Origin of the sequence: Aliiroseovarius sp. PTFE2010 (assembly GCF_049943335.1) — a bacterium.
Taxonomy (GTDB): Bacteria; Pseudomonadota; Alphaproteobacteria; order Rhodobacterales; family Rhodobacteraceae; genus JBNFVY01.
The window spans coordinates 760,035-785,629 of record NZ_JBNFVY010000001.1 but is presented as its reverse complement, the minus strand read 5'-3'; the positions used below and the strand labels follow the sequence as shown (position 1 = coordinate 785,629).

The following is a 25,595-nucleotide window of genomic DNA, read 5'->3' as shown; positions in this document are numbered from 1 at the left end:
CCCGGGCCGCGCGGGCAAAGCCGGGTGAAAAGCGGATGTGCTCCTCTAGCCCTACCAGCCCGGCGGCGTGGATCATGCGCACGGCGATCTGCTCTTCATCCGGATCGAAGCGTGACAGGTTGGCTTCGGCGCGGATGGTGGCAAAGCTTTCGGCATAGATGGCCGCGCCGTCTTTTTCGTATTGGTATGGCATTCAGGCGATTCCGCTCAGGTCATGAAGGTCGTGGGGGGCCAACCCTGTGGCTGTAGGCTCTTCCCACGGAGCGCCGTTTGTCACAAGATCAAAGCGCCCGTTTCGCCCCGTCAGGGTCACATCTGCGCGCCGGGGCAAGGCGCAGCCCTTGGCACAGCCCGACACATGCAGGGTTCCGGGCACCTGATCTGCCAGCCGCTCAGCCAGCGCGCGCGTTTCCACCGTGGCTTGCGGGCACAGCGGCGCGCCGGGGCAGGCATGGGCGGTCAACAGCGCCGATCCGGGTGTTGCGATGAACCCTTGCACATCCGCGGCGCGGGCGCCGCGCAGCCAGAAAAGCCGCCCCAGCATGAGCCGCATTTCAGTGACACCGGGGGCCTGCATCGCTTGGTCCAGAGCTTCGGCGGAAAGGCTGCCAAAAGGCGCGCCAAGAATTACGCCGTCATGCGTCGGGCCGGGCGTTGGTGGCGGTGCGCATGTGCGCGGCGCGGTGACTTGCCACGCCTGCGGAAGCGGGGTGTTGCGCAGATGCCGGGCCATCCGACCGGCCGCTGGCCCGCCGGTCGCGACAAACCACGCCACCATGTCCGACAAGGCCGCGATCGCAGAGGATTCGTCGATGCGAAGGCCTGTGACCGCGCCATCAGCGCGCAGCAGCAGCCCGCCGTCAGCATCCAGTTCAAAGCGGAAATCTGCCGATCCGCCCGCCAGCCACGGCGCGGCACCGGTGTCGATCGCATAGCCCATCTTTTCTGGCAGCTCGGGCAAGGTCGGCAAGGTGTCCTGCAGCGCCCCGTAGAGCCTGTCGGTCAACCCGCCCGCAACCCAGTCCGGGGCCATAAGGATGTTGCGATGGCCTTCGACAGCGGGATCAGCGTCCAGCAGGCCCAACGCCCCCAGCGCCGCCAGAACAGCGGGAAAATCGGGTTCGGCCACAGCACGGATCTGCAGATTTGCCCGCGAGGTCAGATCCAGCGTGCCATTTCCATAGCGTCGCGCCAGATCGCAGAGCCCGCCCACCTGGGCCGGCGACAGCGTCGCGCGAAATGGGCGCACCCGCACCACCAGCCCGTCGCCCGACATCATCGGGCGATGCGCGCCGGGACACCAGCCTTGCACGATGGGGGGCGCTGCAGTGCTGCTCATGTGTGTGTCCTGTCCTGAAGTTCGGCCAGAATGGAATTGCGCCGCGTCTGCCACAGACCGGACTCATGCAAAGCGCGAAACGTATCGCGCATTGCGGCGTGGGCCTCGGGGTTGGCGTCTTGCAGAAAGGCGTCTGTCTCTGGATCGCCCAGTGTGGCTTCGTGATAGGCATCAAACAAATGGGGGCCAACCGCATCGGCAAGATGCGCAAAACTGGCCAGGTGATCGAGCGTGGCGGCAATTTCTGCCGCGCCGCGAAAGCCATGCGCGCGCATGCCGGCAATCCAGCGCGGGTTCGACGCACGCGCCTGCACCACCCGGGCGATCTCTTCGGGCAGCAGGCGGGCGCGGGGCGTATCCGGGTTCGTCACGTCCAGATGATACAGCGTGGCGCGACCGCCCGTGATCGCCTGGGCCGCGGCAAAGCCCGCCTCATGCGCGGCATAGTCCGAAGCCAGCAGCAGATCGGTTTCGGGCAGATCCTGCAAATGCACAAAGCTGTCCGCCTGAGCCACGCGTGCGCGCAGCCCGCGCATGTCATGGGTCGCGTTGTCGCCGTCCAGCGCCCAGGCCGACGCATCCAGCCAGGCCTGCCCGGCCTGCGCGCGGGCCTCGGGGGTGAAACTGTCCAACGCGGCGCCCATGCCAAGGCCGAACTGGCCCGGCGCCGGCCCATAGACCCGCGCCGCCGGGGCCTGGCCGACATAGGGGTTCCAGTCGGGGGCTTCATCGCGCATGGCCAGCGCGCGGATGGCCTGGGCAAAAAGCGACGAAAGTGCCGGGAACACATCGCGAAACAAGCCCGAGACCCGCAGCGTCACGTCGATGCGGGGCCGGTCCAGTTCGGCGATCGGCAGCACCTCTACCCCCGACACCCGCTCAGACCCCTTGTCCCAAACCGGGCGCACCCCCAGCAGATGCAGCGCCATGGCAAATTCTTCGCCCGCGGTGCGCATGGTGGCAGAGCCCCACAGATCAACGATCAACCCGCGCGGCCAGTCGCCTTCTTCTTGCAGATGCCGGCGCACCAGTTCTTCGGCCAGCTTCACCCCCTGGGCATAGGCGGCGCGGGTGGGCACGGCGCGCGGATCCGTGGTGAACAGGTTGCGCCCGGTGGGAAGCACGTCGCGCCGCCCGCGATAGGGCGAACCTGCGGGCCCAGCCGCAATGCGACGCCCGTCCAGCGCGGCCAGCAAGGCGCGGCGCTCGGCCCCGGCCGACTCGGTTGCATCAAACGCCCCGACCGTTTGCGGGGCACGGCCCCAGATATGCAGCCCTTCGCCGAACTGGCTTTCCTTGATGTCGCAAACAAAGCGATCGATCCGTGCGATCGCCTCAGCTGTGGACGCGGCGCGGTCAAGCCCCAGGTCATCCTCGACCCCCAGCACTTGCGCTTCGGTTCGGATATCCGCCTGGAGCCGGTCGCGGCGCTTTGGGTCCAGCCCATCGGCGTTCGAAAATTCGTCGAGCAGCGCCTCAAGACGGGACAGCCTGTCAGGCGTCTGGCTCTGGCGCATCGGCGGGGGCACATGCCCCAGGGTCACAGCGCCGATGCGGCGTTTGGCCTGTGCGGCTTCGCCCGGGTCGTTGACGATAAAGGGATAGATCACCGGCAATGCGCCGGTCAGCACTTCGGGCCAGCAATCGCCGGACAGCGCCACGGATTTGCCCGGCAGCCATTCCAACGTGCCATGTGCGCCGATATGCACCAGCGCGTCCGCCTGACGCTGTAGCCACAGGTAGAAGGCCACATAGGCGTGGCGCGGGGTGCGCGACAGGTCATGATATTCATCGTCACGCAGCTTTGGCGTGCCGCGCTCGGGCTGAAGCGCCACAATCGTGCGTGCAAGGCGCAGCGCAGCAAAGTGAAAGGCACCGTCAGTGACACTGTCATCGTCTTCCGGCGCGCCCCACGCCGCGTGCAAATCATCAATTAGACGTTCGGGCAGCTGGGTCAGATAGCGCTGGTATGTTTCAACAGGCAGGGTCATCTCACGCGCCAGCAGCCGTGTTTCAAGATCGGGCACGGCCGGGTCCACATCATATCCGGCCTGCGCCAGATCCGACAGGATCGCACGGGCCGACGCCGGGGCATCCAGCCCAACCGCGTGACCCATATTCCAATCCTTGCCGGGATAGGTCGAGAGCATCAGCGCCACGCGCCGCTCACGCGCCGGTTTTGCCGCCAGATCCAGCCAGCCGCGCACACGGGCCACCACGGCGCTGATACGCTCGGCATCGGCGATATGCGCGAAACGCGAGAATTGCAGATCCGGGTCGCGTGGGCCTGGCTCTTTGAAGGACACGACACCGCCCATCAGCCGGCCGTCAACCTCGGGCAGGACGACATGCATCGCCAGATCAGCGGGCGACAGGCCCCGTTCCGCTTCGCGCCAGGCCGCGCGCGTCGAGGTGGCCAACGCGACCTGAAACACCGGCGCATCACCCGCATCCAGCGGAGAGTTCACCGCCGCGCCCTTGCCGCTGAAGGCGGTGGCGTTCACGATGGCATCGGGCGCATAGGCGCGCGCCTGCCGGGCCAGCCACCCCCCGACATCGGGGGCTTTCAGCGACGGCACGAAAAGCGCGCGCACGTGATAGCCCTGCGCACGAAAGGCATCAACCAAGGCTGTGACCGGCGCAAGATCTGCCGCCACCAGATAGGACCGGTAAAAAACGATCAGGACGCGCGGATCGTCACTGACGGGCATGTCCGCCAGCGGGCAGGCCACACCATCGTGCGGGGTCCAGGCGCCAACAGGCGGGACAGACTTGGCCCCGCGCACCGGCGCGCCATAGAGCCCCGCCGCCAGCGCCATTTGCGCCAGCGCGGCCTGCGCTGCGACCGCCCCGCCCGCATCACACAAATCTGCCAAGCGGCGCAGGGTCGACACGGGCAAGGTTGAAAACGCGTCAAGCCGCGTGTCTTCCCGCCCGTCTGCGGGCAGCACGGCCACGGCAATCGCGTTACGCCGCGCCAGCGCAAGGACCTGCTGCACGCCGTATTCCCAATAGGATACCCCGCCGATCAGCCGGATCAGGATCCCCTTGGCCCCGACCAGTGTATTTTCGACATAGGTATCGACGGACAGCGGATGGCGCAGCGCGGCCAGGTTCGCCAGACGCAAGGACGGCAGCCGCCCCTCGGGCCCGCCACCCCGCCGCCACCCTTCCGCGAACGCGCCAAGGTCACTGTCGGAAAAGGACAGAACCACCAGATCCGCCGGGTCCTGGCCCAGGTCGGTCGGGGTGTCTAGCTCTTCCAGACCGTGGCTTTCGCGGAACACGACATGCATGGCAGGTGTTTCCGCTTACTCGGCGGCCTGCGCGGCGGGATTGAGTACCGCAAGGATGGCATCGCGGTCGATGTCGTCATGTTCGCCAATGACCACCAGCCGCCCGGTGCGCGGCTCTTCTACCTTCCATGGGCGATCATATTGATGGCGCACCCGCGCGCCCACGGCTTGCACCAGAAGACGCATCGGCTTGCCGGACACGCTTGCATAGCCCTTGACGCGCAGAATGTTGTTCGCCTTGGCCAAGGTCTCGATGGCCCGCACCAGGTCTGCCGGATCGGTCAGTTCGGGAATGTCCACGACAATGGATTCGAAATCGTCGTGTTCATGGTCATCGTGATCATCGTGATGTGACGGGCGGGCGTCCATGTCATCCTCGGCTGCGGCTTCCAGCCCCAGGATCACGCGGGGGTCGACCACGCCTTCGGCCACTTCCACGACGGGCAACGGGCGGGGCGCCTCGGCGGCAATGATCTCTTTGGCCTTGGCCACGCCGTCGGGGCCGGCCAGATCGGGTTTGGTCAATAGAATGATATCGGCGCAGGATATCTGGTCTTCGAACACTTCCGAGAGCGGCGTTTCATGGTCCAGGCTGTCATCGGCGGCGCGCTGCGCATCCACCGCCGCCACGTTGGGCGCAAAGCGGCCCGCCGCCACCGCTTCGGCATCGGCCAGCGCGATCACGCCGTCCACGGTGATTTTCGAACGGATATCGGGCCAATCGAACGCCTTCAGCAGGGGCTTGGGCAGGGCAAGGCCAGATGTTTCGATCAGGATGTGGTCCGGGCGCGGATCAAGCGCCATCAGCGCCTCGATCGTAGGGATGAATTCGTCCGCGACGGTGCAGCAGATGCAGCCATTGGCCAGTTCCATGATGTTTTCCGCCGGGCAATCGGGGATGGCGCAGCCCTTGAGGATCTCTCCGTCAACGCCCACGTCGCCGAATTCATTGACCACCACGGCCAGCCGTTTGCCACCGGGGTTTTGCATCAGATGCGAGATCAACGTGGTCTTGCCCGACCCGAGAAAGCCCGTGATCACCGTGACCGGCAGTTTCGCAAGATTGGTCATGTCAGGACTCCTGGGATTGGGTGACTGGGGGAATGCGCGCAACGCAGTTGCGTTTGAAATGTTCGGGGCGCTCGCGCCAGGGAATGACACCATCGGCGCTGTCGTGATACTGGGTCGCCCCCATAAGTATCATTTCGGGATGCGACATTTCATCGACGTTTGCAAAGACATATGTCCATTTCGCATCGCCGCCGCGCAGCGCAACCGTGCAACCGTGATCGCAGTTCTGCAGGCATTCGACAGGGGTGATGCGCAGGTCTTCGATGCGATCGAGCCCGGTGAGCCCGTCATAAAGTGCCTGCCCCGGCCGACGCGCATCTGACGGGATTTCTTGCCCGCGCCGGCATTTGACACAAACGAGCAATTCGGTCTGTGGCTGGCTTTTCGCCTTGGCTTCCATATCCTCGGTCCCATGGTCATGGGACGCGGGTAAGATGGCGGAACAGACCCGAACACCGGGCAGCATCCCGTCACCGAAACACCCCGTCCGGTTTCAAGCGGTTCGTGCTGGCAGGTCTCCCGGCTTCCGGATCTCGGGCGATTGCCCAGTGGCGGCTCATCCTTCCCGGCCTTTGCCAGTGGTTCTGAGCTGCCGTCTCCGGTCACGGTCGCGGGGGCGGCTGTGCTTGACCGCAAATATCGCGGCTGCACATTCCCTATTCACCTGTTTACACAGGCACCAACACCGCGCCAGATGGTCCGAATCCCCGGGGCTTGTCAAGAAAGAGGATGTCAAAATGAGCAAAGACGAAAACGCCCGCCACACCGAGAAGATGCGCAAAATCAAGGCCGCGCGCGACAAGATGATGGAAACCAAGACCGAGGAAAAAGGACTGATCATCGTCCATACCGGAACGGGCAAAGGGAAATCATCCGCTGGGTTTGGCATGATCATGCGCTGCATCGCCCACGGGATGCCCGCCGCTGTCGTTCAGTTCATCAAGGCGAACTGGGACACAGGTGAAAAGACCTTTCTGCGGGAACGATTTGCGGACGAATGCCGTTTTTTCGTATCCGGCGAAGGCTTTACCTGGGAAACGCAGGATCGCGAGCGCGACATCGCAGCGGCACAAAACGGCTGGAAGATCGCCAAGGAACAGATCCTGGATCCGCAAATCCGGTTTGTACTGCTGGACGAGATCAATATCGCTTTGCGCTATGATTATCTCGATATCGACGAGGTCGTGGATTTCCTGCTGCATGAAAAACCTGACATGACACATGTCTGCCTGACAGGGCGCAACGCCAAGCCCGAGTTGATCGAAGCCGCAGATCTGGTGACCGAGATGTCGTTGATCAAACATCCGTTCCGCGACGGGATAAAGGCACAGGCGGGCGTGGAGTTCTGAGTCATGGCGCGCGCGTTGATGGTCCAGGGCACCGGGTCCAATGTGGGCAAGTCCATGCTTGTCGCTGGGCTGTGCCGGGCGGCGCGGCGGCGCGGTATTTCTGTTGCGCCGTTCAAGCCGCAGAACATGTCCAACAACGCCGCTGTGGCGCAAGAGGGCCATGAAATCGGGCGGGCGCAGGCGCTGCAGGCGCGGGCCTGCGGGCTGGCCCCGCATACGGACATGAACCCGGTACTTCTCAAGCCCGAAACAGACACTGGTGCCCAGGTCATTGTTCAGGGCAAGCGGCTGACAACGGCGCGCGCGCGCGATTATGCCCGGCTGAAACCGCAGCTTTTGAATGCGGTTCTGGACAGCTTCCACCGGTTGCGCGCCGCCCATGATCTGGTGATCGTCGAAGGCGCAGGCAGCCCTGCCGAGGTGAATCTGCGCAAGGGCGACATCGCCAACATGGGTTTTGCCGAGGCGGCAGAGGTGCCGGTCGTACTGTGCGGCGATATCGACCGTGGCGGCGTCATTGCCCAAATCGTCGGAACACAAGCGGTGATGGCGCCCCAAGATGCGGGCCGCGTCCAGGGGTTTCTGGTCAACAAGTTTCGCGGCGATCCAAGCCTGTTCGACGATGGCTATGCCATGATTGAACAGCATACCGGCTGGCGGGGGTTTGGTGTGGTCCCGTGGTTTAGCGACGCCTGGAAACTGCCGGCCGAAGACGCGCTCGACATCGGCGCGCCAGTTCGGGCCAACGGGTTTCACATCGCGTGTCTGCGCCTCAGCCGGATTGCCAATTTCGATGATATTGATCCGCTCACGCAGGAACCGGACATGCGGATGACAATGCTGCCCCCTGGTCAGCCGATTCCCGCAGATGCGGATCTGGTAATCCTGCCCGGCACGAAATCAACACGCGGCGATCTGGCTTTTCTGCGGGCACAGGGGTGGGATATCGATCTGATCGCCCATTATCGGCGCGGCGGACATGTGCTGGGCATCTGCGGCGGATACCAGATGCTGGGCCATGAGGTGGCCGATCCGGACGGTATCGAAGGCCCGCCCGGCGCGACGCGCGGACTGGGTCTGCTGGACATCCGAACCCGGATGGGCGGGGACAAAAACCTGCGCGAGGTCTGCGCGCGCCATACGGACACGGATTTGCCGTTTCGCGGATACGAAATCCACATCGGGCAGTCCGAAGGGCCCGATCGCGCGCGCCCCTTTGCCGATGTGGACGGCGAACCCGAAGGCGCGGTCGCGCCTGATGGGCGCGTGTCCGGCAGTTACCTGCATGGAATGTTCGCCGATGATGCCTTTCGGGCCGCATGGCTGCGCCGGTTGGGCGCCACGCCGTCCGGCGTCAACTATGAAGAGACGCTGGAGCAAACGCTGGATGCGCTGGCCGATCATCTGGAAACACACCTGGATGTTGCGGGGCTGCTGGCCCTTGGGCGATGAGCGTTAGCGTATTTGCCAGCGGGTCGGCGTGTTCTCTTGCCAGCCCACCCGATGCAACAACGGGGTGTCATCGTCGAACTCAGGGTAACCGATACAAAGATAGGCCGTAAAACGCCAGGTTTCGGGCACCTCGAACAATGCCGCGATACGATCGGGGTCGATGATCGACACCATGCCGACGCCGACATTGCAGGCCCGCGCCATGAGCCAGAGCGCGTGGATCGCCATCGCCGTCGATTGCTCTAATGTTTGCGGCATGGTTTGCCGCCCCAAACCCCGGCCTTCGATCGGCGCGGTTTCGGTGAAAATGGCCAGATGCTCGGGGGCTTGGTTCAGCCCGGCAAGTTTCAGCGCCATGTAGGCCTCGCGCGAAGCGTCCTCATAGCCTTGGGCAGCCGCTGCATTGCTGCGCTCAAAATCTGCGCTGACCTTGGCCCGCAGGGTCTTGTCCACGACGCGCAGAACACGCCAGGGCCTTGAATTGCCGACCGAGGGCGCGCTGTCCATCGCCTGGCGCAGGGTATCCAGCACTGTGGGCGCAAGCGGATCGGTGCGGAAATGGCGTGTGTCGCGCCGCCATGCCAGGATCGTCTGCAGGGTGTCCTGATGGGCTTGGGTCAGTTTCATCCTTCGGCCGCCATCGCCTTGGCCAGCTGGTCCCATTGCCTATCCCCGTCGGGCAGACCCAAGCGTATCCAGCTGTCTGAATAGGGAAAGATCCGGCTCCAGACCCGGTGCGCGGCCAGTGCTTGCTGCGCTGCTGCGGCGTTGCCGGTCTGATAGGTGCGAAACAGCGTGGTTCCGCCAACCAAGCGCCATCCAGCACGGCTGGCCAATGTGTCGAGTCTGCTTGCCCCCGATTGCAGCAACGCGATTGTCCGGTCCTTCCAGGCGCGGTCCATCAGGGCGCGGCTGGCGATCTGGATCGCTGGGCCGGAAACCGGCCAGGGACCCGCGTGTTCAGCCAAACGGTCTGCCAGACCGCCGTTGGCAAGCGCAAATCCCAACCGCAGCCCCGCCAGACCATAGAATTTCCCGAAAGAGCGCAGCACCACGATGTTGTCTTCCACAAGCTGCGGCGCAAAGGACAATTCCGGTTCAGGATCGGCAAAGCTTTCGTCAATGATCAGCACGCCGACCTGGCCCGCAAGCTGGCGCAGGGTCTCGGGTGCGGTCCGGCGACCATCGGGGTTGTTGGGATTGACCACCACCGCCAGATCCGCCCCGGCCAGCGCCGTGTACTCGCCCACCTCATCCACTTGCCAGCCACAGGCGCGCAATGTCGCAGCATGTTCGTTATAGGTTGGGGCCAGAACGCGCGCGCGCCCCGGCGCACGCAGCCATGGCACGATCTGAATTGCGCCTTGCGCGCCGTTCATCGCAATGACTCGGGCCGACGTGCGATAGGCGTGCGCCGCGGCCTGGCACAGGCGGGCCATGTCGGCTTTGCGCGGCAGCACCGCCCAGGACTCGGCGGCAATCGCGGGCAGCGGGTATGGCGCCGGATTGATCCCGGTAGAAAGGTCCAGCCAGTCTTCAGGCGCGCCGCCCAGACGGGCCATCGCCGCATCAAGATTGCCGCCGTGATCTCGTATCTCATCCATGCGCGTCTTAGAGCAGCGCCAGGCCGGCCAGCGCAACCCCGCAAAGACCCATGACCCTGCGATAGAGCGAAAGCGCGCGCTGCAGGTCGTGCGGCTGCGGGTCGGGGGCGCCTTCGTTCAACCACGGTTCGTGCGCGACGTCACCGTCATACATCCGCGGGCCTGACAGGCGAACGCCCAGCGCGCCAGCCATGGCGCTTTCGGGCCAGCCGGCATTGGGCGACCGATGCTTGGGCGCGTCCCGGAACATGACCAAAAGGGCGCGCCGAAGATGGCGGGACACGCAGGCGAACGCAAGCCCCGTCAGTCGCGCGGGCAACCAGTTCACCAGATCATCCAGCCGCGCTGCCGTCTTGCCGAAGGCTTCGTAACGGTCGTTACGGTGAGCGATCATCGAATCCATCGTGTTGATCGCCTTGTAGGCATAAATCCCCGGCAGCCCCAGAAGGGCGCCCCAGAAAAGCGGGGCGACGATCCCGTCTGATGTGTTTTCCGCCAGGCTTTCGGTCGCGGCGCGCGCAACTGCGGCGCTGTCCATCCGGTCCGGGTTGCGCCCGACGATCATGCTGACCGCGCGGCGCGCTTCGGTCAGATCGCCCCCAGCCAAGGGGCGCGCGACGGCGACAACATGATCGTGCATCGAACGCATCGCGATCAGTGGCCATGCCAGCACTGACCCGATCACGACGCCGATCCACCCGCCGGGCAGCATCCCCTGGACCGCCCAGGCCGGACCCACGGCAAGCGCTATGACCACAAATGCCGTCAGCGCCCCGGTGCTTAACCTACGCTGACGTGGCCCCCGGTTCAGCCGTCCTTCACAAGCCGAGATCACCCGCGCCAGCCAGGTCACAGGGTGACCCACCAGCGCATAGAGCCTGCCCGGCCAGCCAAATGCCAGGTCCAGCGCCAGACCCCCCAGCATCATCAGAGCAAAAGTCATGCGCCCCCCGTCTCGAAGGTCAGCACATCCGTCAGGCCGGCCTCGCGCAGCGCATCCGCGCCCCGTACCGGAACCGCGCCGGGGGCAAAGACCAACCCCCTGGCCGAGCCGGTATGAGCACGCACTACCGCAAGCGCGCCCAGATCCTGCGCCAGGTCCGCCATTGGGTCCGGCGGCCCCCGTCGCGCGCTGCAACGGCGGGCGGATTCGCTGGCGACCGCGCCCAGTCGCGCCAGATCGCCGTGCGCGGCGGCTTGCGCCCAATCTTCGACAAGGTCGCTCACGTCGTCGAACGCCTCGTCCTCGGCGTCCGTCTGAACGGGGTTGCCCCATAGCCCGCCCAGGATGGCCGCGCGGGGCGGTCCGGCCATGGCGCGCACAACCCGCCCCTGACGCGAGGCCCAAAGAAGCCGATCCGGGTTTGGGAACATGAGCGGATCGCTGGCCTTTTCAGCACAAAGACACGCCCGCGCCAATTGCTCGGGCGGGCCGTCGTAGCCTGCCGCCCTGGCCATTGCCACCAGCGCCGCAGTCGAGGCCCCTGCCCCGATCCCAAGCGGGAAGTTGCGCGTAATTCCCGCTGGCAACGCGCCCAGTCCCAACTGCGCGGCAAAGCGGTTCAGAACGTCCGCAGTAAAAGGCGCGGCGACTGCGCCAGGCGCGGATACGTGCAGCTTTGGACAGACCATCGTCACCAGCACGACCGGGCCATTTGGGCCAAGCCGCCCCTGCACCCATTCCCCGAAATGCGCGGTGACAGTCGCGCAATTCATGTGCGGTTGACCTCGATCACCGACAAGGGGCCATCGGGTCCGCAGCGCAGCCGGGTCACCGACAGGTTCGCAACTTCAAACGCCAATCCGCCCGGCACATGTCCACTGACCAGCGCCAGCGCGGCGCGGATCACACCGGCGTGGACCACCAAGGTCACAGGGCCGCTGGCCCATGCTTTCCGCCCGTATTCCGTCAGCACGGGGGCCAGGCGATCGCACAGTTCGGCAAAGCTTTCACCGCCCGGCGCGGCATGTTGTGCAAGGTCTTCGCTGGCCAGAACCCCAAGGTCTGGCAATTGGTCAAAGGCCAGACCATCGTGGTCGCCGAAGTCCTGCTCCCAGAGGCGCGCATCCAACGTGTGGCCGTCAAACAATGCTTCGGCGGTCTGCTGACAGCGCAGGGCGGGGCTGCTGATGACCTGCGAAACCGGGCTGAGCTGCGCCCTGAGCGCAGAGATGGCGGCGGGGTCTATGCGCGCCATGACATCGGTCCGTCCAAACAGGCGGCCTGGGATCGCTACCGGCGCGTGACGGATCAGGATCAACTCCGCGCTGGAATTCATTTTGGTGCCCAAGATGTCGGCTTTCGGCTTTCTTTTCGTGTCGGAAAATGCTTTCCCACAAGACCATGCAAAAGTCGATACTGATCACCGGCGGCGCCCGTTCGGGCAAATCCACATTGGCCGAACGCAAGGCGCTGCAGCCCTGCGGGCGCGCCATCTATATCGCGACGGCGCGGATTTATGACGGGGACAGCGAAATGGCCGCGCGCATCGCGGCGCACAAGGCCCGGCGCAGTCCGGATGCCTGGGACGATGTGGATGCCCCGACCGATCTGGTCGCGGCGCTGCGCAAGACCGATGGAGACGTACCGCGGCTGGTGGATTGCCTGACACTGTGGCTCACCAATCTGATGCTCGATGATGCCGATTGGCACGCCGAAACCGATGCGCTGATCCAGACGGTGGCCGAACAGAGCGCGCCGATTGTCTTCGTGTCCAATGAGGTCGGTCTGGGCATCGTCCCCGAAAACAGGCTGGCCCGCGCGTTTCGCGACGCGGCCGGTCACGTCAATCAGGCCGTGGCTGGGGCCTGCGATGAAGTCTGGCTTGCCGTGGCAGGCTATCCGATGAAGGTGAAACCCAATGACGATCTTTTCTGACCTCAGGACGCTGAACGACGTTGCTGCGCTTGTCGACAGTTTGCCTGCGCACGATTCTGATGCAGCCCGCGCCGCCACTGACCGGCAGAACAAGCTGACCAAGCCCCCCGGCGCATTGGGCCGGCTCGAGGCGCTGGCGATTTTCATGGCCGGCTGGCAGGGCACGGACCGCCCGACAGTTGAACGGGCGCAGGCATTGATATTCGCGGGAAATCACGGGGTCTGTGCGCAGGGGGTAAATCCGTTTCCCCAAGAGGTCACGGCGCAGATGGTCGTCAATTTCGAACAGGGCGGCGCGGCCATCAATCAGCTTTGCCGGGCAAATGGCGCCGCGCTGTCTGTGATCGCACTGGATCTTGATCGACCCACCGGCGACATCACCCAAGGCGTCGCGATGTCCCAGGATGAAACACTGGCGGCGATGCGGCGCGGCGCCGAGGCAGTCGATCCGGGCGCAAGCGTGTTGATCCTGGGGGAAATGGGGATCGGCAATTCAACAATCGCCGCGGCGATGGCGCAGGCCGGGTTTGGCGGTGAGCCGGCGGATTGGGTCGGACGCGGCACCGGATCTGACGATGCTGGACTGACGCGGAAGGTCGACGCAGTGTCCCGGGCCTGCGCGCGCAATGGCGACGCGGTCGGGTTGGGCATTCTTGCCGCTCTGGGCGGGCGCGAACAGGCCGCGATCTGTGGGGCCGTCGTGCAGGCGCGGGCGTTGCGGATCCCGGTCATACTTGACGGGTTCATCTGCACCGCCGCCACGGTGCCTTTGTATGTAGCCGACCCGCGGTTCCTTGGTCATTGCGTCGTGGGCCATGCCAGCCGCGAACCGGGCCATAGAAAGCTGCTGGAAGCGATGAACCAAGAGCCAATATTGTCGCTGGACATGGCACTTGGCGAAGGGTCGGGCGCGGCGCTGGCACTGGGCCTGCTGCGCGCCGCGCTCGAATGTCACAACGGCATGGCGACCTTCGACGAAGCCGGTGTGTCAGACGGATGAACCTGCGTCGTCGCCTGTCTGAACTGCAAGTGGCGGTGATGCTGCTGACCAGGCTACCGGTCGGGCGCATCAATGGTGCAGCGCCGGGGCTGGCCCAAGCCCGGTGGGCCTTCCCGATTGCAGGCGCGCTGGTCGGTCTGTTGACTTGGGCCGCGCATGCCGGCGCACTGGCGTTGGGCGCGCCCTCTGGGGTTGCCGCCTTGCTGGCGCTGGCGTGGCTGGCCCTTTTGACAGGCGCGCTGCATTTTGACGGGCTGGCAGATTATGCCGACGGCATCGGTGGCGGACGCGACAAGAGCCACGCTCTTGAAATCATGCGCGACAGCCGCATCGGCAGTTACGGTGTGCTTGCGATTGTCGTTGTGTCCGGGCTTTGGGCCGCTTCGGTCATGGCGGTCGCCCCCGGCCCCATGGCCTTCGTCGGGGCGGCAATGATTAGTCGCGGAGGTATGATGACCGTTCAGGACATTTTGCCCCCGGCCCGGGCTGATGGCATGGCGACGATGGCAGCAGGGCCATCAAGGGCGGCGCGCGGTGTTCTGGCGCTGATGGTAGGTGCGGCGCTTCTTTTCTGGCCGATCCCACTTGTTGTCTGCATCGTCGCGGTCGCCCTGGTGGGCTACCAAGCGCGGCGCAAGATCGGCGGCCAGACGGGCGATGTGCTCGGGGCGGCACAACTTCTTTCAGAGACAGCGATTTGGGTCGCGCTTGCCTGCCAAACAGGGCAATGACGCGAACGCACGCAATGAATTGAGCCATTTGCGTTTGCGTGTCCGGCGGCTGGCGGGCGCGGGTGCGACGTGCCGGCAGCTTCTTGTGGCGCACGTGATGTCTGCAAACGCCAAAGGTTACCCTTGGAAGATGTCAGAAGACACCACAGGCAAAATGGCGGGCCAACACCTGCTTATTCTACACGCCCGCGCCCATCGTGGCACCGGATCAAGAGGGAATCGGGCCGCTTGATCGAATCGCGGCTCGCGCGAACCACTATCGCAGAAGGCAGTGTTTCATCCTATGCGTGAGCTGGTTTCCGTTTTGGAAACAAATATTTGTAATTTCCCAAGTTTGAACCCAAACGAAGCCCTTACGCGAAGGTTAAAAAAGTGCTAACAAAGCTATAGGCGTTTGCAAGCTGTTGTTGCATCCGTGAGTGGACCAAAAAAAAACACTACCTAGTATTTGATTACCTAACCTTACTCGAACGCCTACTTATTGTTTTCCAACGCGCGCAGGGATGACGCGCAGGGGATACAACGCGAAACGCCGGCGGTTGGTCCCGTCGGCGTTTGCTTATTGGGCCGGGTCAGATGCGTGGTCAGCCGTTCATGGCCAAGAAATCAAGCGTTTCTGCATTCAGGCAGAACGGCGGTGCCTTGGCCGCCCCGCCGTCATGATTCACCAACCACATGATGCAGTCGTCGCGTTTGGTGCACTGTTTGCAGCGTTCGGCCATTTCGGTAGCCGCCGCCTGTGTCAACGTGCGGTCAGCGCGGGCGTAGACAAGATCGGCGTCCAACTTGTCGGCCATACCATCCAACAACAGCGCATCTCGCTTGGGTGCTTTCATACCCGTCATCTCACACCCCCTTGCGCGCGGCCAGATCCGCGAACATTTTCCCGTTCCGGCAAAATTCGGGTGCGCCATCCGTCCCGTCAGGGTGCGCGCGCAGCCAGTCTGCACAGGCATCCGCGCTGTCACATCCGACGCAGCGAAAGACACGGTTTCGCAATTCAGAGGGCGCAAGATTACCGCGCTGGACCTCTTCGACCAGATCAACGCCCAAGGTATCGGCCATTTTGTTGACCAGTCGTTCGTGTTTTTCAAGCCGTTCGAAACCGATCATCGTCCTACTCCATGCTGATACGTTGGTGTCTTTCATGAACCAATCAAGCACCGGCCGCAGGACTTGACCTTGATCCGGATCAACCGGACGAATGCAAGGTAAGGCGTCGCTACGCCTACGCCAGGGAAACTAGCGCGCCATTTGGAAGACCTGATCGGTTGAAAAAGGCGCCAGCGGTTGGGTCAGATGTTCAACATTTCCGGGTAGGATTCGCCCGGCCGCTTGGAGGTCACGCTTTGCACGAGTAACCGAGCCGTGCTGACGCTGGATGCCGTCGCCCTCTGCGCCGTGCTGCGACTTTTCCATCCACGTGGGGCTGGCAGAATGGCCATCGTCAGCCAGACAACAACTGTCTGCGCCGCCGTCAGCTGCGGCGCAGGGTTTCGGGATCGGAATGTCGATTTGCAGCCTGTCGTTGCGCGCCGTTCAATGATTGAAACAGCGCCATGCCGGCCAGCGGGCCAACTATCGTAACGACGCCATCGTCCGGCGCACGGTTTCGATCCGCTGACCGTTCGGCGGGTGGGTGCCAAGGAAACGGTCGCCCGGATCGGGGATGCGCGTAAAGAACTGTGCGCCGCGTTCCGGGTTGTAGCCCGCGCGAAAGGCAATGACCGTCCCCAACTGGTCCGCCTCAAGCTCATAGCTCTTGGAATACGCCCGCGCGCCCACGCTTGCGCCGATATCCGTGGTCATGTCCACAAGATCCGCCCCCCCGCCCACGGCAATTCCCAAGACGATCCCAGCGATCCCGCCCAGCACGGCAGACTGCTGCGTCCTGTCCAAGTGGCCCGAGATGTGGTGCGCGGCTTCGTGGCCCATGACAAAGGCAAGTTCATCCGCGTTTTGCACCTGGCGGATCAGCGGCTCCGTAAAGGTCAGAACCGGGCGGCCTGTGCTATCAACCGACTGATACGCGTTGGGGGGCTGGTTTTCGCGCGAATCGACGACGACTTTGAAATCGCAATTCGCACCCGGTTTCGCTTCGGCCTTGCAGACGCTTTCGGCCAAGGGTTCGACCCGGCTCACCACATCGCGAAACATGGCAATGGTGCCACTGCCGGTGTTGGCACGGGCCACTGGTGCGCTGACATCCGCAGATGGTTCAGTCGTTACACAGGCACAAAGCGCCAGAGCAGCCAGCCACAAGGGTGCTTTCATCGGGGTTCCCTTTGTTTTATCGACCGGGACGTTAGCGCGCAGTTCTTGACAGGTCCAGTCTGCTCAACAAGCCTGCTTTTCAAATTCTTGCGCGCGCCTTAGGCTGACACCATGTTTACCATCGAACACGACTTCGACGCGACCGTCATCACCCTTGTTGATGAAGGCAGCCCGCATCTTCAAGAAGACATCATTATTTCAGCCTTTGAGGATTGCGTGACAATCGAACAGGTCGACCCGCGCACGGATCGGGTTCAGAAAATCACGCTGTCGCTTGCCCAGCTGCGCGACATCAGTGCTGCGCTGGACCTGCCCGAAGGCATTTATCGTCTGGTTGACCCCAAATCGCGCTGACTTTCAGGCATTGATCACAAAGACCTTGTCGCGCGCGCGTCCCCCGCGCTTTAGCGAAATGCGGCTTTTGGCAATGCCCAGCCCCTTGGACAGCAGGGCGATTGCGGCGGTATTGGCTTGTCCGCCTGCCGGCAGCGCAGTGACATAGACACGGATCGCATCGCCGTCCCGCGTCAGCCGGTTGCGCGATGCCTTGGGCGTCACCCGCACAGCGATTTCGGCCCCAGACACCGCAAGATCACTCAAATCGGCTATGTCCGCCATACGCTGCTCCCCTGCCTGACCGTGGCGCCTGCGCAGCAGGCCATCGCCATGAATCGATAGTAAAGGCTTGATCCATGCATTGGAAACGCCGACATGTGCATTATCAAGAAAAGAAGGTGATTTACGTTGATGCCACACGCCAACCCCGCGGCCCTCGAATTCCTGCTCAATCGCCGATCCCGTCCGGCCAAGACGCTGACAACGCCGGTCCCGACGCGCGATGAGTTAATCCCGATCCTGACTGCGGCGGCCCGCACCCCCGATCATGGCAAACTGGAACCGTGGCGTTTCATCGTGTTGGGGCACGGCGCGCTGCAGGAGATTGCCGCGAAAATCCCGGCGCGGGGCGCGGCCTTGGGGATCGAAGACGAAAAAATTGAAAAGGCGCAACGCCAATATGCCGACGCGCATTTGGCGGTAGTTGTCGTGGCCGCGCCCAAGGAGAACCCGAAAATTCCCTTGATCGAACAACTTTATTCCGCCGGCGCAGTGTGCCTTGCCCTTTTGAACGCAGCCTTGGCGGCAGGCTGGGGCGCGAATTGGCTGTCCGGATGGGCCAGCCATGACCCCGACTTTTGCCGCGACGCGCTGAATCTGGGCGAAGGCGAAACCGTTGCCGGGCTGATCCATATCGGCTCGCAAACCAACACGCCGCCGGAACGCCCGCGCCCTGATCTGGACGCGATCACCGATTGGTCGCGCGCATGATTGTTTCTATTCTTTCGGATTTCCTGAAGGCGATCGGCCAACTTGGGGATCGACGCTTTCAGCGGGTGCTGTTGCTGGGCGTCGGGCTGACGATTCTGTTGCTGTTTGCGGTCTACGCGGTATTTTTCTGGTTTGTCGGGTGGATAACCCCGGACAGTTTCACCCTGCCCTGGATCGGGGAAATCACCTGGGTCGACAATTTGCTGTCCGGCGCATCGATCCTGCTGATGATGGTGGCGTCCGTGTTCCTGATGGTGCCGGTTGCGTCAATGTTCACCGGGTTTTTTCTGGAAGACGTGGCCGACGCGGTCGAAGATCGACACTACCCCACCCTTCCTGCGGCCACCCCGATCAGCTTTACCGAAACGCTGGTCGACAGCCTGTCTTTTCTGGGGGTGATCGTCGCCGCCAATATCGCGGCGCTTCTGATCTATCTGCTGACCAATATCGCCGCCCCCCTGGTATTCTGGGCGATGAACGGGTTTCTTTTGGGGCGTGAGTATTTCCAGATGGTGGCCATGCGCCATCTGGGCCGTGCCGGAGCCAAGAGCGCCCGCCGACGCCACGCGATGGAGATCTGGATCGCGGGGGCCCTCATGGCAATCCCGCTGACCGTACCCGTCCTCAACCTGCTCGTCCCGGTTTTGGGCGTGGCAACCTTCACCCATATCTTCCACCGGCTCGCACGGGTCTAACGTTTTTCGCCTACGGGCGGCAGGCTTTCTGTCCAGTCCAGATCGTGCCACGTCAGGTCGGTGGTCGATATCGCCGTGACCTCGACCACCCAGATTACCAAGGCAATCAGCGTCACCTTTTTCACAGTTCGTTTGAGCTGGAAGTTCGCTGGCGCCCCGGCATGGGTTCCTTTGAGGCGTTTTTTTTCATCCCCTTGGGTGCGCAGCCCGAACGGCAGGGTCACGAACATGACCATGAACCATGTCACGGCCAACAGGACGAGGGCGGATGTAACCGCCATCAGACCTGCTCAAGTTCGATCAGGCAGCCGTTGAAGTCCTTGGGGTGCAGGAACAGGACCGGCTTGCCATGCGCGCCGATCTTTGGCTCGCCGTTGCCCAATACGCGCGCGCCTTCGGATTTCAGCTTGTCGCGCGCGGCGATGATATCGGCGACCTCGTAGCACATGTGATGAATGCCGCCCGACGGGTTCTTGTCCAGAAACCCCTGGATGGGCGACGCGTCGCCCAGAGGGTAGAGCAATTCGATCTTGGTGTTCGGCAATTCAATGAAAACCACGGTGACCCCATGATCGGGTTCATCTTGCGGCGGGTTCACCTTGGCCCCCAAGGTGTCGCGATACTGCGCGCTGGCCGCCTCCAGGTCCGGTACTGCGATGGCCACATGGTTGAGACGTCCGATCATATTCATTCCTCCTGCGTTTGGCGCGTGTAATGCCAGAGCCGCCCACCGCTGCCAAGCGACGCATTGGCGCAGGTTGGTGGGCATTAACGTGGGATTCACCAAAACGCCTGTTTAATCCGACTCACACAGCCGGAGAAAGACGATGGCAGATGATCTAGACCCGTTCATGATGATGCAACACCCTACAGCCGAACGTCCCCTGTTGGGCCTGACCGTTCTGGTCGTCGAAGACAGTCGGTTCGCCTGCGAAGCGCTGCGCCTGCTCTGCTTGCGATCGGGCGCAAGGATTCGCCGCGCAGCATCGTTGACCGCTGCGCGCCGCCATCTGAAAGTGTACCGACCCAGCGCGGTGATCATCGATCTGGGCCTGCCGGACGGATCGGGCGCGGACCTGATCAACGAGTTGGCAAATGCCCACCCGCGCGCCCAAGGCATCATTGGCATGTCAGGTGATCCAGACGGCGAAGCAGCAGCGCTCAAGGCAGGCGCTGACCGGTTCCTTGATAAACCGATTGGGTCGCTGGCAGAATTCCAGAGCTTGATTCTGTCCGTCATGCCGGAAGATGCGCAGCCTGTGGGCCTGCGCCAATTGTCAGATGACATTGTCCACCCCGACCCGCTGGCCCTGATGGATGATCTGGCCCATGTCGCAGACATCCTGACAGCGGGTTCAGATGACAATACGCTGGACTATGTGGCCCAGTTTCTGGCCGGCGTTGCACGCAGTGCCGGCGACGAACCCCTTGAAAAAGCGGCGTCTTCTTTGGCCACGCGCCGCATGACCGGCACACCCTATCAGTCTGACGTCGCGCGTATTGCCGGATTGGTCCAGGATAGACTGGGCGCGCGGCAAGCCATCTGACGCGATCGATGCTCGTCAAATTGCGCTGAAACCACCCATGTTTCGGCGCGCCTGTTCCCAATTCCTGCCCCAATTGGCCGCCATCTTGCCTCCAACGACGCCGCAACTGCCGCTGCGTATCCTGGTTGGAGGGACCGGTTTTGGAAAAATTGTTTCAACGCTTTGCCAGCGAAGAAGAAGGTTCGGTAACTATTGACTGGATTGTTCTCACGGCCGGGCTCGTCGGTCTCGCGGTCGCAATCATGGCTTCGGCCGGCGGCGCGACGACCGATCTGGCGACCCGCACGAACGATCGGATCGAAACCTACGCAAGTAGCTGATCTTTCCCTAAAGACTACGAAAAAGGCCCCTGTTTCCGACTGGGGCCTTAGGTGTTTTCAGGCGTTAAAACGGAACCATGCAGGCTTGATCGCGTTCGCCCTGTAGCACATGGGGAGACGCGCAATGACCGATATCTATTCAGCCATCAAGCGAGACCACGTCCACCACCGGACCCTGCTTGACGCCATTGCCGAAACCACCGGCGACAGTCAGAAACGCCGCGATGCCTGAACCGAATGCTACCGCCACGTCAAATCGCACGCAGCGGCAGAAGAACAAACGTTCTATTCCAAATTGGCTTCAAAGACCTGGGGTGAGGACGCAGCGCGTCATTCTGTGCAAGGACACGCTGAAATCGACGAAATCCCGCAATAATTGAACGAATTGGACATGTCATCTCCCGGATGGATGACGCGTTTCAAGACGCTCAAGCATGATTAGGTCCACCACATGGACGAAGAAGACGACGAGGTATTTTCGCGTGCCAGGGATGTTGTCGACGAAAGCGAAATCCAAGGCTATGGCACCCAGTTCACAACCAAAAAGGAAAACGAACTGCGCCTGATCGAAAAGAAAAAGGAAGATCACCTGGCGGACTGAAGCGCCAGATCCTTTGCGGCCAAAACGGGCGCGATCAGGTCACTGAGCCGTGCCTCTTGATGCTTATCCGTTGCGGGTGATCCGCAGCGAAATCATTTGGCGCCAACCCTGTATCGCAAGCCGCACGCGGCCGGTGTCATTCGCCATCAATCGCCGCGAACCACGACATATCGCCATTGCGTCCCTTGATGGGCGCGGCTTGGCGGAAAACACCTCCGCAGCTGAACCACAGCCGCTGGGCCGCCCGGCGCGAGGCCAGGTTCGCCGCACTGCATTCCCATTCGAACCGCCAATAGCCAACCTCAAATGCCCATCGGGTCAACAGAGTGAATTCTTCGCTGGCATCGCGAATGCGCTGAAGGCGCGAGGCAAACACGAGATAGTCTAATTTGAACGACCTTGTGGGAGGAGCCATCCGCGTCATCGTCCCGCCCAGATGCCCGTCCGCCATGCGCGCACCGCCCGGTGCATCTGGTCGTGTGCTATGCGCTGCGTCACGATCTGATCGCGCAAAGCCGCGGCATCGGCAAAAGGATGGCTCGGCGTACGTACCCTCATACCCCGATGGTCCGTAAACGGACCTTCGGCGTGGAACGGGTTTATCGCCCACCCATCACCACATGTGGCGGCAGGGGGGCGGTGACCAGTCGGGTGGCCTCAATCTTCGGGCGGCAACACGCGCAGTCTCAGTTCACGCAACTGCTCATTTGTTGGCTCGCTCGGCGCATCCATCATCAGGTCTTCAGCACGCTGGTTCATTGGGAACATGATGACTTCGCGGATATTTGCTTCGTCCGCCAGAAGCATCACGATACGGTCGATACCCGCTGCGCAACCCCCGTGCGGCGGTGCGCCGTACTGAAACGCGGTGAACAACCCGCCGAAACGCTTCTTGACCTCATCCTCGCCATAACCTGCGATCTCGAAAGCGCGCAGCATGATGTCCGGGCGGTGGTTCCGGATGGCGCCCGACACCAGTTCATAGCCGTTGCATGCCAGGTCGTACTGATAGCCCTTGACGGCCAAAGGATCGCCGTTCAGCGCCTCGAGCCCGCCTTGCGGCATGGAAAACGGGTTGTGTTCAAAGTCGATCTCGCCGGTTTCGTCGTCTTTCTCGTAGATCGGGAAATCGACAATCCAAGCAAAAGCAAACCGGTTCTGTTCGGTCAGACCCAATTCGTCGCCGATAACCGTACGGGCCTTGCCGGCAACGGTTTGAAACGCCTCGGGTTTGCCGCCGAGGAAGAAAGCCGCATCGCCCACGCCCAGGCCCAGTTGCTGGCGGATCGCCTCGGTGCGCTCGGGTCCGATGTTCTTGGCCAGCGGGCCGGCAGCTTCCATGCCCTCGCCCTGGTCGCGCCAGAAGATGTAGCCCATGCCGGGCAAACCTTCTTGCTGCGCGAACTTGTTCATCCGGTCGCAGAACTTGCGGCTACCACCCTTGGGCGCGGGAATGGCACGAATTTCGGTCCCCTCTTGTTCAAGAAGCTTGGCAAAGATCGCAAAGCCCGAACCGCGGAAATGCTCGGACACGACTTGCATCTTGATCGGGTTGCGCAGGTCGGGCTTGTCCGTGCCATACCAAAGCGCCGCGTCCTTGTAGGAAATCTGTGGCCAGTCCTGATCGACCTTGGCCCCGCCGCCGAACTCTTCGAAAATGCCGGCCAGCACGGGTTGGATCGTGTCGAACACGTCCTGCTGTTCAACAAAAGACATTTCCAGGTCCAACTGGTAGAAGTCGGTCGGCGAGCGGTCGGCACGCGGGTCTTCGTCGCGGAAACACGGCGCGATCTGAAAATATTTGTCATATCCCGACACCATGATCAGCTGCTTGAACAGCTGCGGGGCCTGAGGCAGAGCATAGAACTTGCCCGGATGCAGGCGCGAAGGCACCAAGAAGTCGCGGGCGCCTTCGGGGCTGGACGCGGTGATGATCGGCGTCTGGTATTCGCGAAAGCCGCGATCCCACATCCGACGGCGCATCGAGGCCACAACATCGCTGCGCAGCTTCATGTTATCTTGCATGGCCTCGCGCCGCAGATCAAGATAGCGATAGCGCAGGCGCGTTTCCTCGGGATATTCCTGATCACCGAAGACGATCAGAGGCAGTTCGTCAGAGCGGCTCAACACTTCGATGTCACGGATGAACACTTCCACTTCGCCAGTCGGGATCTTGGCGTTGATCAGGCTTTCATCGCGCGCTTTGACGTTGCCGTCGATACGAATGCACCATTCGCTGCGAACCTTTTCGACCTCGGAAAACACCGGGCTGTCGGGATCGCACAAGACCTGAGTGATACCGTAGTGGTCACGCAAATCGATGAACAGTACGCCGCCGTGGTCACGGATGCGGTGCACCCAGCCAGACAAGCGGACAGTCTCGCCCACGTTCGAGGCGTTGAGTTCGGCGCAGGTATGGCTGCGGTAGGCGTGCATGGTCTGTCCCTTCGGGCGCGTGTCAGATCAGGCGCCGATACAACGGTTTGGGCGCGCGGAGTCAAGTCCGGCAGGGGACAAATCCAGCCTCGCTGCTCATTTGGCGGGCAAATCGGCGCCAGCCCAGCGCCAGATTTTCCCAAAGGGATTGCCAGAAAGTTTAACGAAGCTAGTATTTCCACAGCATCACGCTGTGTGGGTCGGCAAAAAAAGGGTGGCCATACGCGCAGTTTGGTCTGAGCACACGGGGTCATCATTTTGACCGGCATAGGTCCGGACAGGGGGATGAAACAGGGGGTGAAAATGTGGGAAGAGCTTTTCGATCGAATGTGCCGAACACTGATCCGGCACGGCAGCCTTGATGTAACCCCGCCCGGTGGGCGCAAGCGCCGCTACGGCGATGGTCAGGGCGAGGCGATCAGCGTAACCATGCATGATCCGTCCATGCTGCGCGGTATGGTCCTGGCCCCCGACATGACCCTCGGAGAAGGGTACATGAACGGCGACTTTACGATCGAAGGCGATGATCTGCGCGGTTTTCTGAGCCTGGTGATCAAGAGCATTGCCGATGCGCCCACGCCTTGGTTTCAACGCCCTTTGCAGGCCCTTCACCACGGCGCGCGGTTTCTGGCGCAGTACAATCCAGTCGGAAAGGCGCAACAAAACGTCGCCCACCACTATGACCTGTCTGAAGAGCTCTATGATCTTTTTCTGGACGAGGATCGCCAGTATTCCTGCGCCTACTTCAGGCGCCCGGATCTAACCTTGGAAGACGCGCAGGCCGCAAAAAAGCAACACATAGCGCGCAAGCTGCGGATCGAACCGGGTATGCGGGTTCTGGATATCGGCTGCGGATGGGGCGGAATGGCCCTGACACTGGCGCGCGACTACGGCGCCGAAGTGGTTGGCGTGACATTGTCGCGCGAACAGCACGCCTATGCCGTGCGCCGCGCCAAAGAGGCCGGGCTGGATGATCGCGTCGACTTTCGCCTGACCGACTACCGGAACCTGACGGAACGCTTTGACCGCATCGTTTCGGTCGGCATGTTCGAGCACGTCGGCGTGCCGCACTATCGCCAATACTTCCGCAACGTCCATGATATGCTGGCAGAAGACGGCGTGGCCCTGATTCACACGATCGGGCGTGCGTCCCCACCGGGGGTCACCTCGCCTTGGATAAACAAGTACATTTTCCCCGGTGGCTATTGCCCGGCCATGTCCGAAACCATGCAAGCCGTCGAAAAAGAGGGCCTGATCGCGACGGATATTGAAGTCTGGCGGCTGCATTATGCAGAAACTCTGGCGCGGTGGTATGATCGGTTCATGGCCAATATCGACAGGGCCGAGGCGATTTATGACGCGCGCTTTACCCGGATGTGGCGGTATTACCTTCTGGCATCAGAGCTGACGTTCCGGCACAACCGGCAAGTCGTATTCCAATTCCAGTTAACCCGGCGCCAGGACGCGGTGCCGTTGACGCGCGACTATATGTACACGCAGACAGTCGAGCAGGACCGAAAGCTGGCTGCCGAGTGATGTCGCTGCCCATCGGCGGCGTCTAGGCGACGGGCGCTACCCCTCGCGCTCGCCAGGAAAATTTTGAGAAAAAGAATGTGGAACGCGGGGGCAAGCGGCGGCGCTTGGAATAGTTGCCCCGACCCTCTTGCGCACCGGCG

The 25,595-nt window shown here is 62.5% G+C and carries 30 protein-coding genes and 1 riboswitch; of the genes, 12 read left to right on the top strand and 18 right to left on the bottom strand.

The genetic code is table 11. From position 1 onward, the window contains the following. The 5 genes from ACP2AV_RS03830 to ACP2AV_RS03810 form a co-directional block, all read right to left on the bottom strand. Positions 1–193 (bottom strand): precorrin-8X methylmutase (locus ACP2AV_RS03830; protein ID WP_426371323.1); only part of this gene is annotated, 193 nt, incomplete at its 3' end. Next, positions 194–1,339: a cobalamin biosynthesis protein CobG gene (locus tag ACP2AV_RS03825; RefSeq protein ID WP_426371322.1), complete on the bottom strand. Its 1,146-nt coding sequence runs from the start codon at positions 1,337–1,339 to the stop codon at positions 194–196. Then, a complete protein-coding gene (gene cobN, locus ACP2AV_RS03820; RefSeq protein ID WP_426371321.1) occupies positions 1,336–4,635 on the bottom strand; it encodes a cobaltochelatase subunit CobN in 3,300 nt (1,099 codons plus the stop codon). Before cobN ends, ACP2AV_RS03825 begins: the two co-directional genes overlap by 4 nt. A 15-nt stretch (positions 4,636–4,650) precedes the next feature. Next, complete coding sequence (gene cobW / locus ACP2AV_RS03815; RefSeq protein ID WP_426371320.1) at positions 4,651–5,706, bottom strand: cobalamin biosynthesis protein CobW; 1,056 nt, start codon at positions 5,704–5,706, stop codon at positions 4,651–4,653. Position 5,707: 1 nt separating this feature from the next. Then, a complete protein-coding gene (locus ACP2AV_RS03810; RefSeq protein WP_426371319.1) occupies positions 5,708–6,106 on the bottom strand; it encodes a DUF1636 family protein in 399 nt (132 codons plus the stop codon). A gap of 92 nt (positions 6,107–6,198) precedes the next feature. Continuing rightward, a riboswitch (cobalamin riboswitch) is annotated at positions 6,199–6,405 on the bottom strand. 38 nt (positions 6,406–6,443) lie between these two features. On the opposite strand from ACP2AV_RS03810, the gene cobO reads away from it, so the two are divergent. Together cobO and ACP2AV_RS03800 are read left to right on the top strand one after the other, a co-directional pair. Continuing rightward, positions 6,444–7,055, top strand: coding sequence for a cob(I)yrinic acid a,c-diamide adenosyltransferase (gene cobO, locus ACP2AV_RS03805; protein WP_426371318.1), 612 nt, complete (start codon positions 6,444–6,446; stop codon positions 7,053–7,055). 3 nt (positions 7,056–7,058) lie between these two features. Then, positions 7,059–8,507: a cobyric acid synthase gene (locus tag ACP2AV_RS03800; protein ID WP_426371317.1), complete on the top strand. Its 1,449-nt coding sequence runs from the start codon at positions 7,059–7,061 to the stop codon at positions 8,505–8,507. 3 nt (positions 8,508–8,510) lie between these two features. On the opposite strand, the gene bluB is transcribed toward ACP2AV_RS03800, so the two are convergent. The 5 genes from bluB to ACP2AV_RS03775 are packed head-to-tail and all read right to left on the bottom strand — an operon-like array spanning position 8,511 to position 12,390. Continuing rightward, positions 8,511–9,134, bottom strand: a complete 624-nt coding sequence (bluB, locus tag ACP2AV_RS03795) for a 5,6-dimethylbenzimidazole synthase (RefSeq protein WP_426371316.1) — start codon at positions 9,132–9,134, stop codon at positions 8,511–8,513. Beyond that, a complete protein-coding gene (cobD, locus tag ACP2AV_RS03790; protein WP_426371363.1) occupies positions 9,131–10,102 on the bottom strand; it encodes a threonine-phosphate decarboxylase CobD in 972 nt (323 codons plus the stop codon). The genes bluB and cobD overlap by 4 nt, the downstream gene beginning before the upstream one ends. A 16-nt stretch (positions 10,103–10,118) precedes the next feature. Continuing rightward, on the bottom strand, positions 10,119–11,054 hold the full coding sequence (cbiB, locus tag ACP2AV_RS03785; protein ID WP_426371315.1) for an adenosylcobinamide-phosphate synthase CbiB: 936 nt from the start codon (positions 11,052–11,054) through the stop codon (positions 10,119–10,121). Then, the gene (locus tag ACP2AV_RS03780; protein WP_426371314.1) at positions 11,051–11,827 is read right to left on the bottom strand and encodes a hypothetical protein; all 777 of its coding nucleotides are present in this window, start codon (positions 11,825–11,827) and stop codon (positions 11,051–11,053) included. The genes cbiB and ACP2AV_RS03780 overlap by 4 nt, the downstream gene beginning before the upstream one ends. Next, positions 11,824–12,390, bottom strand: coding sequence for a histidine phosphatase family protein (locus ACP2AV_RS03775; RefSeq protein WP_426371313.1), 567 nt, complete (start codon positions 12,388–12,390; stop codon positions 11,824–11,826). Before ACP2AV_RS03775 ends, ACP2AV_RS03780 begins: the two co-directional genes overlap by 4 nt. 65 nt (positions 12,391–12,455) lie before the next feature. Here ACP2AV_RS03775 and cobU point away from each other — a divergent pair, with 65 nt between their 5' ends. The 3 genes from cobU to ACP2AV_RS03760 are packed head-to-tail and all read left to right on the top strand — an operon-like array spanning position 12,456 to position 14,720. Beyond that, entirely contained in the window at positions 12,456–12,989 is a 534-nt protein-coding gene (gene cobU / locus ACP2AV_RS03770; RefSeq protein WP_426371312.1) for a bifunctional adenosylcobinamide kinase/adenosylcobinamide-phosphate guanylyltransferase, read from the top strand. After that, positions 12,973–13,989, top strand: a complete 1,017-nt coding sequence (cobT, locus tag ACP2AV_RS03765) for a nicotinate-nucleotide--dimethylbenzimidazole phosphoribosyltransferase (RefSeq protein WP_426371311.1) — start codon at positions 12,973–12,975, stop codon at positions 13,987–13,989. Before cobU ends, cobT begins: the two co-directional genes overlap by 17 nt. Continuing rightward, entirely contained in the window at positions 13,986–14,720 is a 735-nt protein-coding gene (locus tag ACP2AV_RS03760; protein ID WP_426371310.1) for an adenosylcobinamide-GDP ribazoletransferase, read from the top strand. Before cobT ends, ACP2AV_RS03760 begins: the two co-directional genes overlap by 4 nt. Positions 14,721–15,304: 584 nt before the next feature. On the opposite strand, the gene ACP2AV_RS03755 is transcribed toward ACP2AV_RS03760, so the two are convergent. The 3 genes from ACP2AV_RS03755 to ACP2AV_RS03745 all read right to left on the bottom strand — a co-directional run bounded on the left by ACP2AV_RS03755 (position 15,305) and on the right by ACP2AV_RS03745 (position 16,994). After that, positions 15,305–15,565, bottom strand: coding sequence for a DUF6455 family protein (locus ACP2AV_RS03755; RefSeq protein ID WP_426371309.1), 261 nt, complete (start codon positions 15,563–15,565; stop codon positions 15,305–15,307). 1 nt (position 15,566) lies between these two features. Further along, positions 15,567–15,869 (bottom strand): DUF6455 family protein, encoded by a 303-nt coding sequence (locus ACP2AV_RS03750; protein WP_426371308.1) that lies wholly within the window; start codon positions 15,867–15,869, stop codon positions 15,567–15,569. A gap of 429 nt (positions 15,870–16,298) precedes the next feature. Further along, positions 16,299–16,994, bottom strand: a complete 696-nt coding sequence (locus ACP2AV_RS03745; protein ID WP_426371307.1) for a M48 family metallopeptidase — start codon at positions 16,992–16,994, stop codon at positions 16,299–16,301. A 111-nt stretch (positions 16,995–17,105) separates the two neighbouring features. On the opposite strand from ACP2AV_RS03745, the gene ACP2AV_RS03740 reads away from it, so the two are divergent. Next, complete coding sequence (locus ACP2AV_RS03740; protein ID WP_426371306.1) at positions 17,106–17,348, top strand: hypothetical protein; 243 nt, start codon at positions 17,106–17,108, stop codon at positions 17,346–17,348. A gap of 3 nt (positions 17,349–17,351) precedes the next feature. On the opposite strand, the gene ACP2AV_RS03735 is transcribed toward ACP2AV_RS03740, so the two are convergent. Next, positions 17,352–17,612 (bottom strand): DUF167 domain-containing protein, encoded by a 261-nt coding sequence (locus ACP2AV_RS03735; RefSeq protein ID WP_426371305.1) that lies wholly within the window; start codon positions 17,610–17,612, stop codon positions 17,352–17,354. A 129-nt stretch (positions 17,613–17,741) separates the two neighbouring features. Between ACP2AV_RS03735 and ACP2AV_RS03730 the strand changes: the two genes are divergently transcribed. Both ACP2AV_RS03730 and ACP2AV_RS03725 read left to right on the top strand, forming a co-directional pair. Continuing rightward, on the top strand, positions 17,742–18,320 hold the full coding sequence (locus ACP2AV_RS03730) for a nitroreductase family protein (protein WP_426371304.1): 579 nt from the start codon (positions 17,742–17,744) through the stop codon (positions 18,318–18,320). Beyond that, positions 18,317–19,015 carry an EI24 domain-containing protein gene (locus tag ACP2AV_RS03725; protein ID WP_426371303.1) on the top strand — a complete coding sequence of 233 codons (699 nt, stop codon included), beginning with the start codon at positions 18,317–18,319 and terminating at the stop codon, positions 19,013–19,015. The genes ACP2AV_RS03730 and ACP2AV_RS03725 overlap by 4 nt, the downstream gene beginning before the upstream one ends. Here ACP2AV_RS03725 and ACP2AV_RS03720 read toward each other — a convergent pair. Together ACP2AV_RS03720 and mce are read right to left on the bottom strand one after the other, a co-directional pair. Continuing rightward, positions 19,012–19,296 (bottom strand): DUF1467 family protein, encoded by a 285-nt coding sequence (locus ACP2AV_RS03720; RefSeq protein ID WP_426371302.1) that lies wholly within the window; start codon positions 19,294–19,296, stop codon positions 19,012–19,014. The genes ACP2AV_RS03725 and ACP2AV_RS03720 overlap by 4 nt on opposite strands. Beyond that, positions 19,296–19,700: a methylmalonyl-CoA epimerase gene (gene mce / locus ACP2AV_RS03715; RefSeq protein ID WP_426371301.1), complete on the bottom strand. Its 405-nt coding sequence runs from the start codon at positions 19,698–19,700 to the stop codon at positions 19,296–19,298. The genes ACP2AV_RS03720 and mce overlap by 1 nt, the downstream gene beginning before the upstream one ends. Before the next feature lie 142 nt (positions 19,701–19,842). On the opposite strand from mce, the gene ACP2AV_RS03710 reads away from it, so the two are divergent. From ACP2AV_RS03710 to ACP2AV_RS03700, 3 genes are all read left to right on the top strand, one after another. After that, entirely contained in the window at positions 19,843–20,562 is a 720-nt protein-coding gene (locus ACP2AV_RS03710) for a response regulator (protein ID WP_426371300.1), read from the top strand. A 140-nt stretch (positions 20,563–20,702) separates the two neighbouring features. Next, positions 20,703–20,882, top strand: a complete 180-nt coding sequence (locus tag ACP2AV_RS03705) for a Flp family type IVb pilin (protein ID WP_426371299.1) — start codon at positions 20,703–20,705, stop codon at positions 20,880–20,882. A gap of 451 nt (positions 20,883–21,333) precedes the next feature. Beyond that, positions 21,334–21,483, top strand: a complete 150-nt coding sequence (locus tag ACP2AV_RS03700; RefSeq protein ID WP_426371298.1) for a hypothetical protein — start codon at positions 21,334–21,336, stop codon at positions 21,481–21,483. Positions 21,484–21,619: 136 nt separating this feature from the next. Here ACP2AV_RS03700 and ACP2AV_RS03695 read toward each other — a convergent pair whose 3' ends face one another. Both ACP2AV_RS03695 and aspS read right to left on the bottom strand, forming a co-directional pair. Beyond that, entirely contained in the window at positions 21,620–21,898 is a 279-nt protein-coding gene (locus ACP2AV_RS03695; RefSeq protein WP_426371297.1) for a GNAT family N-acetyltransferase, read from the bottom strand. Between the two features lie 242 nt (positions 21,899–22,140). Then, entirely contained in the window at positions 22,141–23,919 is a 1,779-nt protein-coding gene (gene aspS / locus ACP2AV_RS03690) for an aspartate--tRNA ligase (protein ID WP_426371296.1), read from the bottom strand. A gap of 303 nt (positions 23,920–24,222) precedes the next feature. Here aspS and ACP2AV_RS03685 point away from each other — a divergent pair, with 303 nt between their 5' ends. Next, positions 24,223–25,455 carry a class I SAM-dependent methyltransferase gene (locus ACP2AV_RS03685; RefSeq protein ID WP_426371362.1) on the top strand — a complete coding sequence of 411 codons (1,233 nt, stop codon included), beginning with the start codon at positions 24,223–24,225 and terminating at the stop codon, positions 25,453–25,455. Positions 25,456–25,595: the final 140 nt, after the last annotated feature.

Excerpts from the sequence above, each read along its gene's own strand:
- ACP2AV_RS03825 (WP_426371322.1), bottom strand. The coding sequence starts at position 1,339 with ATGAGCAGCACTGCAGCGCCCCCCATCGTGCAAGGCTGGTGTCCCGGC.
- cobN (WP_426371321.1), bottom strand. The coding sequence starts at position 4,635 with ATGCATGTCGTGTTCCGCGAAAGCCACGGTCTGGAAGAGCTAGACACC.
- cobW (WP_426371320.1), bottom strand. The coding sequence starts at position 5,706 with ATGACCAATCTTGCGAAACTGCCGGTCACGGTGATCACGGGCTTTCTC.
- ACP2AV_RS03810 (WP_426371319.1), bottom strand. The coding sequence starts at position 6,106 with ATGGAAGCCAAGGCGAAAAGCCAGCCACAGACCGAATTGCTCGTTTGT.
- cobO (WP_426371318.1), top strand. The coding sequence starts at position 6,444 with ATGAGCAAAGACGAAAACGCCCGCCACACCGAGAAGATGCGCAAAATC.
- ACP2AV_RS03800 (WP_426371317.1), top strand. The coding sequence starts at position 7,059 with ATGGCGCGCGCGTTGATGGTCCAGGGCACCGGGTCCAATGTGGGCAAG.
- bluB (WP_426371316.1), bottom strand. The coding sequence starts at position 9,134 with ATGAAACTGACCCAAGCCCATCAGGACACCCTGCAGACGATCCTGGCA.
- cbiB (WP_426371315.1), bottom strand. The coding sequence starts at position 11,054 with ATGACTTTTGCTCTGATGATGCTGGGGGGTCTGGCGCTGGACCTGGCA.
- ACP2AV_RS03780 (WP_426371314.1), bottom strand. The coding sequence starts at position 11,827 with ATGAATTGCGCGACTGTCACCGCGCATTTCGGGGAATGGGTGCAGGGG.
- ACP2AV_RS03775 (WP_426371313.1), bottom strand. The coding sequence starts at position 12,390 with ATGAATTCCAGCGCGGAGTTGATCCTGATCCGTCACGCGCCGGTAGCG.
- cobU (WP_426371312.1), top strand. The coding sequence starts at position 12,456 with ATGCAAAAGTCGATACTGATCACCGGCGGCGCCCGTTCGGGCAAATCC.
- cobT (WP_426371311.1), top strand. The coding sequence starts at position 12,973 with ATGACGATCTTTTCTGACCTCAGGACGCTGAACGACGTTGCTGCGCTT.
- ACP2AV_RS03760 (WP_426371310.1), top strand. The coding sequence starts at position 13,986 with ATGAACCTGCGTCGTCGCCTGTCTGAACTGCAAGTGGCGGTGATGCTG.
- ACP2AV_RS03755 (WP_426371309.1), bottom strand. The coding sequence starts at position 15,565 with ATGACGGGTATGAAAGCACCCAAGCGAGATGCGCTGTTGTTGGATGGT.
- ACP2AV_RS03750 (WP_426371308.1), bottom strand. The coding sequence starts at position 15,869 with ATGAAAGACACCAACGTATCAGCATGGAGTAGGACGATGATCGGTTTC.
- ACP2AV_RS03745 (WP_426371307.1), bottom strand. The coding sequence starts at position 16,994 with ATGAAAGCACCCTTGTGGCTGGCTGCTCTGGCGCTTTGTGCCTGTGTA.
- ACP2AV_RS03740 (WP_426371306.1), top strand. The coding sequence starts at position 17,106 with ATGTTTACCATCGAACACGACTTCGACGCGACCGTCATCACCCTTGTT.
- ACP2AV_RS03735 (WP_426371305.1), bottom strand. The coding sequence starts at position 17,612 with ATGGCGGACATAGCCGATTTGAGTGATCTTGCGGTGTCTGGGGCCGAA.
- ACP2AV_RS03730 (WP_426371304.1), top strand. The coding sequence starts at position 17,742 with ATGCCACACGCCAACCCCGCGGCCCTCGAATTCCTGCTCAATCGCCGA.
- ACP2AV_RS03725 (WP_426371303.1), top strand. The coding sequence starts at position 18,317 with ATGATTGTTTCTATTCTTTCGGATTTCCTGAAGGCGATCGGCCAACTT.
- ACP2AV_RS03720 (WP_426371302.1), bottom strand. The coding sequence starts at position 19,296 with ATGGCGGTTACATCCGCCCTCGTCCTGTTGGCCGTGACATGGTTCATG.
- mce (WP_426371301.1), bottom strand. The coding sequence starts at position 19,700 with ATGATCGGACGTCTCAACCATGTGGCCATCGCAGTACCGGACCTGGAG.
- ACP2AV_RS03710 (WP_426371300.1), top strand. The coding sequence starts at position 19,843 with ATGGCAGATGATCTAGACCCGTTCATGATGATGCAACACCCTACAGCC.
- ACP2AV_RS03700 (WP_426371298.1), top strand. The coding sequence starts at position 21,334 with ATGGACGAAGAAGACGACGAGGTATTTTCGCGTGCCAGGGATGTTGTC.
- ACP2AV_RS03695 (WP_426371297.1), bottom strand. The coding sequence starts at position 21,898 with ATGGCTCCTCCCACAAGGTCGTTCAAATTAGACTATCTCGTGTTTGCC.
- aspS (WP_426371296.1), bottom strand. The coding sequence starts at position 23,919 with ATGCACGCCTACCGCAGCCATACCTGCGCCGAACTCAACGCCTCGAAC.
- ACP2AV_RS03685 (WP_426371362.1), top strand. The coding sequence starts at position 24,223 with ATGTGGGAAGAGCTTTTCGATCGAATGTGCCGAACACTGATCCGGCAC.